This window comes from uncultured Nostoc sp., from assembly GCF_964245575.1.
Classification (GTDB): Bacteria; Cyanobacteriota; Cyanobacteriia; order Cyanobacteriales; family Nostocaceae; genus Nostoc.
In genome coordinates this window covers 6,375-18,660 of record NZ_CAXTNP010000160.1, presented here as the reverse complement: position 1 = coordinate 18,660, position 12,286 = coordinate 6,375, and the positions used below count along the sequence as shown (strand labels likewise).

Below are 12,286 nucleotides of genomic sequence, written 5' to 3'. Positions count from 1 at the left end.
TGATTGCGTGAAAAAAACTCAGTACACCTTTATTCCTTCTTCCCAGTCCCCAGTCTTTACGAGTAATTCAGGAATCAAATCGGATTGTTATATGTAAACATATTAATTTAATTATTTAAGTATATACCTGCCCCGATTGGGGTTGCTTCACCTCAACTTCATGCACCTGCACATCAGTGAGATTAGAAGCTCTCAAAAGAGGTGATTTATAATTTCTGATTAAATTCACCAAACTTAGTTTACTTCCATCAAAGCTCAAAAATTTCTCGAAAGAAAACAAAGATTTATAAGGAATAATACGCCCTTGAACTAATCTCTAGTATTTTTGGTCATACACATTTTTATATATCACTGCTTTTAGAGAAGATAAAGCAAGGTATATCACTTTCTAGTGTTTTATTTTCAGGCTGCTACAAATAATAGCATAGATATTAGTAAAGGAAATCAGCCAAATAGGAGATTAAGAATTATTAGTAATTAAGTAAAAAGATACCAGCATTAACAAATATGTTAGTCAGCTAATTGTTGTTTGCTTATTAATATGTTGGCAAAGAAAATTGTTACGCAGTTTTTGGAAAAAATTCAATATGAAATCTAATTCTGGAACATTAATTTTGGAATTATTTTTAGCACTATTGTAAGGCATATATCTCAATGACTGAATCAAAAAATCAACAGTTGTCAACATCTCCAAGTCCAATAATTAATGCTCAATCATCTCTACAAAGCATTGATCAGGCACAACCCAGTATTTCCGCTAGCGCCAGCGTGCTATCTCAAGGAGATGGACTCAAAGCAGAGTACTACGACAACATGGACTTCACCAACTTGAAGCAAACTCGCACAGATCCGACAGTCAACTTTAACTGGGGTCGTAGTTCTCCAGATCCATCCATCGGTGCAGAGACCTTCTCAGTGCGTTGGACAGGTCAGGTGCAAGCCAAGTACAGCGAGACTTACAATTTCTACACCACTAGTGATGATGGTGTGCGACTGTGGGTCAATGGTCAGCAAATTATCAATAAGTTTGTCGATCAATCTGCCACAGAATACAGTGGCGCGATCGCACTGGTTGCAGGTCAGAAGTACGATATTAAACTTGAGTACTACGAAAATAAATACGATGCCGTTTCTCGACTGTTTTGGTCAAGCTCCTCTCAGACCAAACAAATCATTCCTCAGTCCCAACTGTATAGTAAAGTCAACACACCTGGTAATGGCAACGGACTCAAAGCAGAGTACTACGACAACATCGACTTCACCAACCTAAAGCAAACTCGCACAGATCCGACAGTCAACTTTAACTGGGGTCGTAGTTCTCCAGATCCATCCATCGGTGCAGAGACCTTCTCAGTGCGTTGGACAGGTCAGGTGCAAGCCAAGTACAGCGAGACTTACAATTTCTACACCACTAGTGATGATGGTGTGCGACTGTGGGTCAATGGTCAGCAAATTATCAATAAGTTTGTCGATCAATCTGCCACAGAATACAGTGGCGCGATCGCACTGGTTGCAGGTCAGAAGTACGATATTAAACTTGAGTACTACGAAAATAAATACGATGCCGTTTCTCGACTGTTTTGGTCAAGCTCCTCTCAGACCAAACAAATCATTCCTCAGTCTCAACTGTATTCACCAAATATTCAGACCGCTATCACATTAGGATCATCTTCCACAACTGTCAACGAAGGCGCTGATAGTGTAAGCATAACGTTGTTGAGAACTGGTGATTTAAGCAGCACATCTTCAATCAAGTATGCAACCATAACTGGTACTGCCACAGCAGGAGTTGACTACGGAAGTGAAGCCACCGAAAGCGCTGGAACACTTATTTTTGCGCCAGGACAAAGCAGCAGACAGATATCAATTCCGATCAATGACGATTCTTTAGCTGAAGCAGATGAAACCTTTAGTTTTGTCATTGATCAGGCAAACGGAGCAACACTAGGACTTCAAAGAACTCTCGGAATTACGATTCAAGATAACGATCGCTCTAGCCTCGATTTCACTCAGCCAGTAGTTAATGAGGGTGACGGTACTGCTACGGTGACAGTTACACGGGGTAACACTTCGGGTGCTGCTAGCCTGGACTACATAAGCGTGGATGGGACTGCTAAAGCTGGATCTGACTACCACGCTGTATCTGGAACCTTAGCCTTTGCAGCAGGACAAGCCAGCAAGACCATTTCTATCGCCCTTAAGAATGACACCGTTGGGGAGGTAAATGAAACATTTACTTTGAAGTTTAGTAAAGCAGTTGGAGTGCAGCTAAATACTCAACAAACAACTATCACTATTATCGATGATGACGGTGGTAACTTTGCAATAGATACGGTAGCTTCTGGTTTGAATCAACCCACAGCTTTTGATTGGACATCTGATGGTAAGCGCATGTTCATTGCCCAGAAAAATGGGGTAGTGCGAGTCTTGAACAACGGCACTTTATTATCAACACCATTTATCGATATTTCTAGCGAAGTTAATGATACGCACGATCGCGGTCTGTTAGGCATTGCCGTACATCCAGATTTTGGCAAAGCCACAAACCCCAAAAACTACGTTTACCTGTTGTATACCTACGATCCACCAGAAACCAATCCAAACAATTCTAAGAACAATCCCAATAGTACATTGGACAATCCCGATCAGAATGGGAATCGGACTGCACGGCTAATTAGGCTAGAAGCTGACCCCAAGACTAATTACACGACTGCTATTGCTGGCAGCGAAGTTGTGCTGCTGGGTACTAATGGCACTTGGGAGAATATTAGCCACCCAGATGGAAATAGCACAAATGTCTCACTTGGCTACGCACCATCAGGAATTATCAACAAAGATACAGGTAAACCCTTTACCAGCTTGCAGGATTATCTCAATAATCAGGGTAAAGTCCAAAATATCCAAAATTATATAGCCAACGATAGTGAATCTCACTCAGTTGGTTCTGTGCGCTTTGGCACCGATGGTTCTCTGTTTGTGAGCTTAGGAGATGGCACTTCCTATAACGGGATAGATCCGCGAGCAATTCGCGTTCAGGATGTCAATAATCTGTCTGGCAAGATCCTGCGGATTGATGCGATTACTGGTCAAGGCTTATCAAGTAATCCTTTTTATAACGGTGATCCTAATAGCAATAGTTCCAAAGTTTATAACTTAGGTTTGCGTAACCCCTTCCGTTTCACAATTGATAAAAACACCAATACCCCCGTAATTGGTGATGTTGGCTACTATCTTTACGAAGAGGTAAATATCGGAAAACCAGGAGCTAACTTTGGCTGGCCGTTCTATGAAGGTGGCCTTGATGCAAATAACAATATCGTCAGCCTGAAACAACCAAACTATTCTAACCTAGATGCAACAAAAGCCTTCTATAGTAGTGGCAAAACTGTTACAGCACCAGCTTACACTTACAAGCATTCTGGTTCCAATTCGATTGTCATGGGTGACTTTTACACAGGCAATACTTTCCCCTCAATCTATCAAGGTGCTTTATTCGTTGGTGATTTCAGTCAAGGAACTATCGATGCTTTGACATTGAATAGTGAAGGTAAAGTTGTCTCAGTTAAGCGGTTTGCTTCACAGACAGACAGGCCTAATCTAGGGGTAACTGCACAAATCACCACTGGACAGGATGGTAATCTGTACTACGCAAACTTGACTGGGGGTGAGATTGATCGCTTCCGACCTGTTTAGATAACAATTATCAGTTATCAGTTATCAGTGAACAGTCAGACAACTGTTCACTGATTTTGGTCAAGATAACTTTGTTAAAAATCCCAACAATTTTTTGGTATTTGATGTTAGGAGGCTTCGACGATAACCATCAGCAGCTTTTTTAATCGCTTCGGCTTGAGTGGGATAAGGATGAATTACACTGCTTAACTTACTCAAACCGATTTTATTCACCATTGCCGTAGTTACAACTGATATCATCTCACCTGCGTGACTAGCGACAATAGTTGCACCGATAATTTCATCAGACCCCTTTTTATGGTGGATTTTGAGAAATCCTGATTCTTCACCATCTGCGATCGCTCGGTCTACACTACTAAAAGGTATCTTGATTGTCATCACCTCAATACCCAATTTCTGCGCCTCGTGTTCGTATAACCCTACATGGGCAATTTCTGGGTCAGTATAAGTTACCCACGGCATCACCAGACTACTGAGTTTAGAGCGTCCTAAGCCAAAGGGAGAAAATAACGTATTCTTAATCACAATCCGCGCCGCAGCATCAGCAGCATGGGTAAACTTCCAGTTCATGCAGATATCGCCAGCTGCATAAATTTTCGGATTCGTCGTCTGGAGATAATCATTTACCTTCACACCTTGCTGCTTGTCGTATTTTACCCCCCCTGCTTCTAAATTTAAACCTTCTACATTTGGCGATCGCCCCGCACCGACTAAAATTTCATCGACTGTTACCGAATCTCGATGACCATTGGAGGAAAAGTAAAGCCGTTTCCCCTGAGTAACTGTTACCACTTCTTCTAACTTGGAATTCAACACCACGCGAATTCCTTCCCTAATCAAAACCTTTTGGAGAATTTCAGCAGCCTCAGCATCTTCTTTATTCAGAAGATGAGAACCGCTATGGAAAAGTACCACCTCAGAACCCAAGCGCCGGAAAACCTGCGCCAATTCGCAACCAACGGGGCCGCCACCAATCACCGCTAAACGTTCCGGTCGTTGAATCAGAGAAAAAACCGTCTCATTGGTTAGATAACCCGCCTTTTCAATCCCCGGAATCGACAATTGTGCAGCTCTTGCGCCTGTAGCAATTACAGCTTTTTTAAATCGGAGAGTTTTGTCGCCAACTTCCACGGTATTTTTACTCGCAAATCGGCCGCTACCGAAAAAGACATCGACACCCAAGAATGAGAAGCGCTCCGCCGAGTCGTTATGGCTGATACTAGCCCTTACCCGCCGCATCCTTGCCATGACTTTGGGAAAATCAACATCAATATTATGTTGGGGAATATTAACTCCCAAGTCTTTAGCATCCCAAATTTCGCCAACAACGCGAGCAGACCGAATAATAGTTTTAGATGGTACGCAACCAACATTTAAGCAATCTCCACCCATGAGATGCTTTTCAATCAACGCCACTTTTAAACCCAAATCCAGTCCCGCCGCACCCGCCGCCACCACTAATCCCGCCGTACCAGCCCCAATTACTACCAAATCGTAAACATCTGCGGGTTGAGGATTAACCCAATTTGGCGGATGAACGTGAGACACCAACTTTTGGTTATACTCATCCATTGGGCGAACTGTAACTATCTCGAATTCGGAATTGGTCATTGGTGGAACCTCATTTGAGAATTAAAAATGCTCAAGTTAACGCCTTTGCGGTATTCAAAATTAAGAATTCCGATAAATTTAGGCGGCTCAATCTTTTATTTTTTATGCTTGTTTAACAATGAATACAGCCTTTGAATTGTTTTGTCCGTTTGAGAATTGACAGATACTATTAAAGCTTTCCTGTATAAACGTTTCAGCAATCGATAATTTATAGTAATTTGCAGTTGAATAGACTACAGCTAGCTGTGCTACCCTACAATTCCTCTTCTAAAGCTTTGCGTGCAATCCGGGTGACATAAACTGTCACAGTGACTGTGGCAATCAAACCCAAAATCCGAATTGCCCATTGTAAAGTAGGGTTGGTAGGTTGAGCTTCAGTGCCAATCATGGCAAGATTACCTACAAGTGAACCAATATAAACGTACATAATGGTTCCGGGAATCATGCCCACGGAGCCGATGAAGTAATCTTGGAGTGAAACTCCCGTGATCCCAAAAGCATAGTTCAGCAAATTGAAAGGAAATATCGGGGACAGTCGCGTTAACAGGACAATTTTTAATCCTTCTTTACCAACCGCTTGGTCAATGGCGGCAAATTTTTTGTTCTCTGCAATTTTACGAGCAACCCAGCCCCTTGCTAAATAACGTCCCACAAGGAAAGCAGCAGTAGCGCCAAGGGTTGCACCAATGAACACGTATAAAGAACCCCAAACTGTACCAAAAATCACCCCAGCTCCCAAGGTGAGAATAGAACCTGGGAAAAAAGCGACGGTAGCAATAATGTAAAGAGCAATAAAAGCGTAGGCGTAGCCCGTCGTAGACATCGCTCCCACCGTACCGAGGCTATCAATCCCCTGCAAGGCATCCCTTAAAATGGCTTGGGGATTGAAAGAATTTGGATTTACAGATTCTTGTGCCAAGGCAAACTCTGTATTTAACCAAAAAGCAAAGCTAAGAACTAATAATATTAATACAATCAATCTAAAAAACTTCTGCAAGTCTCCAGGATTAAATCGATTTACGATAAATTGCTTGTTCATAACTTGCACGGGGAAGATAAATTTTTAATTTAGTTAACAGTAATAACTGAGAGTGGAGAAATTTTGCATATATTAATTATTTGGAGTTTGATCATCGGTTATTTTTTCTATTGCCACACTTTGAGCAAGCGCTTTCTGAGCAATTTTTGTGATATACACAGTCACCGCAACAGTAGCAATCAACCCAACTACTCGCATTACCCATTGCCAGACTTGAGTTTCTGGAGTAATTGGTTGATGAGACGTGTTAATCATGGCAAGATTACCAGCTAGAGAACCAATATAAACGTACATCACAGTACCGGGAATAATGCCGAAGGAACCCAATATATAATCTTTGAGGGAAACCTGTGTAACTCCAAAAGCATAATTTAAGAAATTGAAGGGAAAGACAGGAGATAGGCGAGTCAACAAGACAATTTTCCATCCCTTTTTGGCAACTGCCAAATCAATCGCTTTAAATTTAGGATGTTTCTCCATTTGTCGGGAAACCCAATCCCGCGAAAGGTAGCGTCCAATGAGAAAAGCCAAGGTTGCTCCGATTGTTGCAGCAATTAGTACATATATTGATCCCCAAAATACTCCAAATAGAAAACCACCTTCGAGCGTTAGGAGGGAACCCGGTATAAACAGCAATGTCGCCAAGTTGTAAATGACTATGTAGGCGATAGGCCCTAAAACACCAAGACTCTCAACCCAAATGACTGAGGTTTGTAAAAGTCCCTGAAAGTTAAATTGTTTAGCGACAATTATGAGAGTCACAATCAGGCAACTTAAGAGTAGTAGTTTGAGTTTGGAATTTAATAAACGCTTCTTCATTTTTATAAGTTTCACCTTCGGAAGCTCAATGTTGACCTTCTGAGGTTCAATGTTGACCTTCTGAGGCTCGATGTTGACCTTCGGAAGCTCAATGTTGACCTTCGGAAGCTCAATGTTGACCTTCTGAGGCTCGATGTTCACCTTCTGAGGCTCAATGTTGACCTTCTGAGGCTCAATGTTGACCTTCTGAGGCTCAACTTTGAAACTTACACCTCAAATCCAATGCCTCTAAGATATATTACCTAGATGAGAAACAGCTTAAATTCTCTTAAATTTTTCTCGACGATACCAGCGACAAATTCGCTCAGGTGAAATGCCAAGTAAATAAGCAATAATTACTATTTGATTAAGTAGGGTAGTTTTGAATACTCCCTTTTGCAACCATCTACGGGCTGAAGTAACAACTGGTGTGGGGATAATTACAATGCGTCCGGTGCGTTTTAAACGACGCATGAGTTCAAAGTCTTCCATGATGGGCAATTCAGGAAAACCGCCAATTTGCTGAAATACTTGCTTTGTTAAAAAAATTGCTTGGTCACCATAGGGCATTTGGTAAAAATGCGATCGCAAATTTACACCCAACTCCACCCATCGTAAACTTAAAAGCGATGCATCAATTCGCAAGTTAAACGCACCAGCTACAGTCTCAGGATGTTGTAGTGCTGTGCGAATCATGTCATCAAACCCACTCGGTAAACGGCTATCTGCATGGAGAAATAACAGAATATCACCGTTAGCAGTTACAGCACCGACGTTCATTTGCACAGCACGACCCGGAGACGATGAGATAATTTTGACACCTAAAGACTGAGCTATTTCTACAGTATCATCATCAGAGCCACCATCTACAACAATGATTTCTATATTTATACTGCCTTGAGTAGTAGCAATGGCTTTTTTAATATTCCCGGCTTCATTAATAGCCGGAATAATAATAGAAATTTTGCCATCAGCAATATTCTGACTCATGATTGCTAAGTTCTGCGTTGGTTTACCCAGCGTACTGCCTCAATAACAGACGCGAACCGCATAGACACCTTAGAAACGCGCACCTCTCCCGTATTGGGATTTGTCGCTTTAAGGAACTGCATAGGCTGGACATTAATTCGTTCTCTAACGATACGTAACAACTTGTATTCTTCCCAAGAGTCAATTTCGACTGTGTTCATTTTTTCTAATAAGTTTACCCAGCCGATATCATCGATTCGTTGACGCGTGCGTTCCAGCGTTATTTTCCCGTGATGTGCATACAGGCTATATCCATCTGCAAAGGTTATAGCAGGTTTATCTTCACCATGTATATGGTTGTTGCTATCAATACTGATTGTGGTCGAATGGTTGGAGATAATCGCAATATTCTTAAAAAAGAAAGTCCAGCCGCAATTTTTAACAAACTCTTCTAAAATTAATAGTTTGTTTTTCAATTGGTGATAATTTAAACTATGAATACAAAAATCAAAATAACTACATCCTGCAATTAAACTTTCAGGTTTTCGGCAGGAAGAGAATATATTTTTAATAAAGTGGCGATGCCTATGGCTCGCTACGTTTACCCGGTTACCAAAGTGTTGTTCAAAAACATCTCGCCACTGTATTTCTAGCTGGTCTTGAAGTAAATTGTCATATTCTTCTGCCAGATCATTCTCAAACAACGAATGTAAATTTGTTTGTAAATCAACGGGTAGTCGCAAGAGCAAATCTGATTGTAAATTCCTGTAGATTCTGCTCCAATAGGAACTATCTATGGCATCACCCAGAATTGTGTGGGAATTAACTTTGAGCAAATTCCAGATGTACTCGAACGCAGCGTTAGGGCTATCAACGATAATTATTTCAGGTTCTGTAAGTTCCAGTGCAGTATATATTGCTTGAACTGCATCTGTAGCCTGTTGCTGGTTGATGCGTTCAGTGGATAGCCCAATGTGCTGCCATTTTTCTCGATATCGGGATATGAATGCACGTTGTTCTGGTGTCAGATAGTCGGCGGACATAGCAGGTATGCGATACAGTGGCTATTTTGTATTAAAGCAGGTTATTTGATTTGGTTAGTAGAAAAAAGCGACTATACTAGCTCAACAACTCCATCTTTTTCCCAAATAACTGATTTTTGCATAGTTGATGTCATTTTCAAGATAATCCCCATGACAGCTATCACCGTCAACTTGAACCCTATCATCCAACTTACCGACAACCAATTTTATCAACTTTGTCGGGAAAACCCTGAAGTCAAATTTGAACGCAATGCAGAGGGGAAACTACTAATAATGCCACCTACAGGCAAAGAGACTGGAAATCGTAACTCAGAAATTTCGGCAGATTTTGTGATTTGGAATCGCCAAACTAAACTAGGAATTTGCTTTGATTCTTCCACCTGCTTGAAACTTCTCAATCGTGCTAACTGTTCTCCTAATGTAGCTTGGATAAGAAAAGAGAAATGGAATGCACTCACACCCGAAGAACAAGAAAAGTTTCCGCCGATCGCACCAGATTTTGTTTTAGAGTTAATGTCACCAAGCGATAGTTTGCGAGAAACGCAAGCGAAAATGCAGGAATATATCGATAACGGAGTTAAATTAGGTTGGTTAATTAATCCGAAAATGCGTCAGGTAGAAATCTCTCGGATTGGTAAACCAATAGAAATATTAGAATCTCCACAAGAATTATCAGGAGAAGATGTTTTACCAGGATTTATTTTAAATTTGCAAATAATTTGGGGATAAATACAGCAGATTTCAAGGAAAGTGAGGTACACAACGATTTGTCTGTTACTCAGGCATAAAGCGTGTTTTACTCCTGAATTCTGTATTCTGTATTCTGCTGTATTTGCGCTCACAATTTTACAACAAGTTGTCATTCCCATAAAAACTTGTGGTATTTTATGGAAACCACCAGCTATTTGTATTGCTGTAAAACTGAAACCGTCCAAAGCCGAGAAATTGTCCGTGGGATTTCTCACCTACCGGGAACGCTGTCACACCCAATAAGTAGACACCAGAAAAGCTGGGATTACTCACAGGGCGGAGGGCGATTGTAATTGTCTGTCCCGGAGTCACAGGCGGATTAAAGTTCACAGTAACAGTTTGTGTCTCGCGTTCGTTTATGACTGCGCCTAGTGTTAGCCGAGATTCTTTGCGATCGCGAGTTCCGACAAATGCGCGGGTATCATTAAGATTGTAGTCGATGTTTTCTGCTCCCTCCTTCTGTGCGATCGTTACCTTCTGAAGGGATTCTCCAGCATTTTCCGGCACATTAATAGTAAAATAATAAGTTGCGCCCCAAACATTCACATCTTTATAAGTAGTCGTCGCGTTAACAAGTTTCGGCGGTTGGACAAAGTAAACAGTGCCATCTCTAAGCTGCACCCCTTGAGTCACCGGAACGGCAACTCCTCCAATACTTATTGCTAACGAGAGTGTTATCCCAAACAAAGTTGCAACGCGCATAATTCAGATATAAAAAACGCACTCATTTCAATTCTAGTTCTTTGGGAATAAGTGACTTGGGAATAATAGAAGCTTGTTTTTCCCAATCAGAAGATTTCGTGTACCACCAAGCCCAAGCAATTAAAACTGCTTGAAGGGGAAGCCTGACTACGTGTACCCAAGGTGAATTGGGTATATGTTCTAGCTGAATGTGATTAACCGCCATATTGATATTGGCAGGAAAAACCGCAATAAAAAGAGCAATAAGTCCCCAAGCAGCAGCTTGACTTACAGGCGGAACTAATAACCCAATACCACCCAAAATTTCATAAAAGCCACTGAGATAAACTAATCCTAAAGGGTAAGGAAGTTGTGGTGGCATAATTTTGACATAAGGTTCTGGAATAGCAAAGTGTGTCACTCCAACCACAATGATGGATATAGCAAGGATGACACGTAATATTTCCTTATTCATGGTTTTTGCTTGATTATATACTTGCTCCTATTACTTCAGTTTGACTGATGGATGTTAATCTGCATTGAGTCAATAGGAGTAAAAATCGACAAAATTTTCCAAAGTATTTACAAAAGCGATTGCAAGTATAAGTATAACTGATGCACCGCACTGTACTAAAGGATTTCTTAACTATGTCACGGCTCGGTTAGTAAAGCAAAACAACATTTTTATCAAAAATTTTTTAACTATACTTGCCATCTTAACTACTCTTGTATTAGTATAATTACGGCAGCATAAAACAATAATATTTGCTGCTTAACAGTACTTTTGCCAAAATAGTCTAAGACAAGCGCTTGCTTGACTATAAGGCAAAACGTAGAATCTGCACTCAGTCGTACACGACAGTTAAAACTACTTCTACAAAACCATACAGAACAGAATTTTCTTGACTGAATTTTTTGTTACATGGCAAAAAGAAGCATTTAAAATCTTAGGTTTGTTCTATGTCAAGCCTCGTAAATTGGCAAAGGTATTGTTAATTGTGCGTAATTTTTTCCGAAATCAAATTGGATTGCTATAGATTCACTTTGACTAAACGATCAAAACTTTGGAGGAAAACAATGACAACTACAACAACCACTAATACGAATAATCTATACAATGTACAAAATCAGTGGGGTGGTGCCTCTGCTCCGTGGAATTCTGGTGGAGTATGGATAATTGGAGCTAGAGCAGATCAGCGCATTGTCGAACTCAAAGTTTCATCTAGTGACAACGGCAAGACACTTACTGGAACCACGACCTATGCTGGTGAAGGCCCCATCGGTTTTAAGAGTGCTGCTGTTGATGGCCGTGTCTATAATGTGGAAAACCAATGGGGAGGCTCATCTGCTCCGTGGAATCCTGGTGGGACTTGGATACTTGGCTCTCGAGGAAATCAAAATGTTGTTGCGATCGATATTACATCCAGCGACGGCGGTAAAACCCTGACTGGAACTATCACATATTCTGGTGAAGGCCCCATCGGTTTTAAGAGTGCTGCTGTTGATGGCCGTGTCTATAATGTGGAAAACCAATGGGGAGGCTCATCTGCTCCGTGGAATCCTGGTGGGACTTGGCTAATCGGCGGTCGTGTGGGACAGAATGTAGTAGCGCTCAACGTCACATCTAGTGATGGTGGGAAGACTCTAACTGGAACCACGACCTATGCTGGTGAAGGGCCTATCGGTTTCCGATCGAGCCAAA

10 protein-coding genes are annotated in these 12,286 nt (G+C 41.3%); 3 read left to right on the top strand and 7 right to left on the bottom strand.

Going from position 1 to position 12,286, the window contains the following annotated elements; all coding sequences use genetic code 11:
• Positions 1 to 654: 654 nt before the first annotated feature.
• Positions 655 to 3,693 carry a PA14 domain-containing protein gene (locus ACFFAP_RS23255; protein ID WP_375513443.1) on the top strand — a complete coding sequence of 1,013 codons (3,039 nt, stop codon included), beginning with the start codon at positions 655 to 657 and terminating at the stop codon, positions 3,691 to 3,693.
• A gap of 60 nt (positions 3,694 to 3,753) precedes the next feature.
• Here the strand turns inward: ACFFAP_RS23255 and ACFFAP_RS23250 are convergent, their stop codons facing one another.
• The 5 genes from ACFFAP_RS23250 to ACFFAP_RS23230 form a co-directional block, all read right to left on the bottom strand.
• Positions 3,754 to 5,304 carry a mercuric reductase gene (locus tag ACFFAP_RS23250; protein WP_375513442.1) on the bottom strand — a complete coding sequence of 517 codons (1,551 nt, stop codon included), beginning with the start codon at positions 5,302 to 5,304 and terminating at the stop codon, positions 3,754 to 3,756.
• Between the two features lie 253 nt (positions 5,305 to 5,557).
• Positions 5,558 to 6,343, bottom strand: coding sequence for a TVP38/TMEM64 family protein (locus ACFFAP_RS23245; protein WP_375513441.1), 786 nt, complete (start codon positions 6,341 to 6,343; stop codon positions 5,558 to 5,560).
• A gap of 72 nt (positions 6,344 to 6,415) precedes the next feature.
• Entirely contained in the window at positions 6,416 to 7,162 is a 747-nt protein-coding gene (locus ACFFAP_RS23240) for a TVP38/TMEM64 family protein (RefSeq protein ID WP_375513444.1), read from the bottom strand.
• A gap of 258 nt (positions 7,163 to 7,420) precedes the next feature.
• Positions 7,421 to 8,131, bottom strand: a complete 711-nt coding sequence (locus ACFFAP_RS23235) for a TIGR04283 family arsenosugar biosynthesis glycosyltransferase (RefSeq protein WP_375513440.1) — start codon at positions 8,129 to 8,131, stop codon at positions 7,421 to 7,423.
• A gap of 5 nt (positions 8,132 to 8,136) precedes the next feature.
• Positions 8,137 to 9,153, bottom strand: a complete 1,017-nt coding sequence (locus ACFFAP_RS23230; RefSeq protein WP_375513439.1) for a DUF6745 domain-containing protein — start codon at positions 9,151 to 9,153, stop codon at positions 8,137 to 8,139.
• A gap of 150 nt (positions 9,154 to 9,303) precedes the next feature.
• On the opposite strand from ACFFAP_RS23230, the gene ACFFAP_RS23225 reads away from it, so the two are divergent.
• Positions 9,304 to 9,882: a Uma2 family endonuclease gene (locus ACFFAP_RS23225; protein ID WP_375513438.1), complete on the top strand. Its 579-nt coding sequence runs from the start codon at positions 9,304 to 9,306 to the stop codon at positions 9,880 to 9,882.
• Between the two features lie 156 nt (positions 9,883 to 10,038).
• Here ACFFAP_RS23225 and ACFFAP_RS23220 read toward each other — a convergent pair whose 3' ends face one another.
• Both ACFFAP_RS23220 and ACFFAP_RS23215 read right to left on the bottom strand, forming a co-directional pair.
• Positions 10,039 to 10,605, bottom strand: coding sequence for a DUF2808 domain-containing protein (locus tag ACFFAP_RS23220; protein ID WP_375513437.1), 567 nt, complete (start codon positions 10,603 to 10,605; stop codon positions 10,039 to 10,041).
• 22 nt (positions 10,606 to 10,627) lie between these two features.
• On the bottom strand, positions 10,628 to 11,059 hold the full coding sequence (locus ACFFAP_RS23215) for a DoxX family protein (protein WP_375513436.1): 432 nt from the start codon (positions 11,057 to 11,059) through the stop codon (positions 10,628 to 10,630).
• Between the two features lie 602 nt (positions 11,060 to 11,661).
• Here ACFFAP_RS23215 and ACFFAP_RS23210 point away from each other — a divergent pair.
• The coding region (locus ACFFAP_RS23210) for a lectin ESA-2 (RefSeq protein WP_375513435.1) at positions 11,662 to 12,286 on the top strand (625 nt) is incomplete at its 3' end.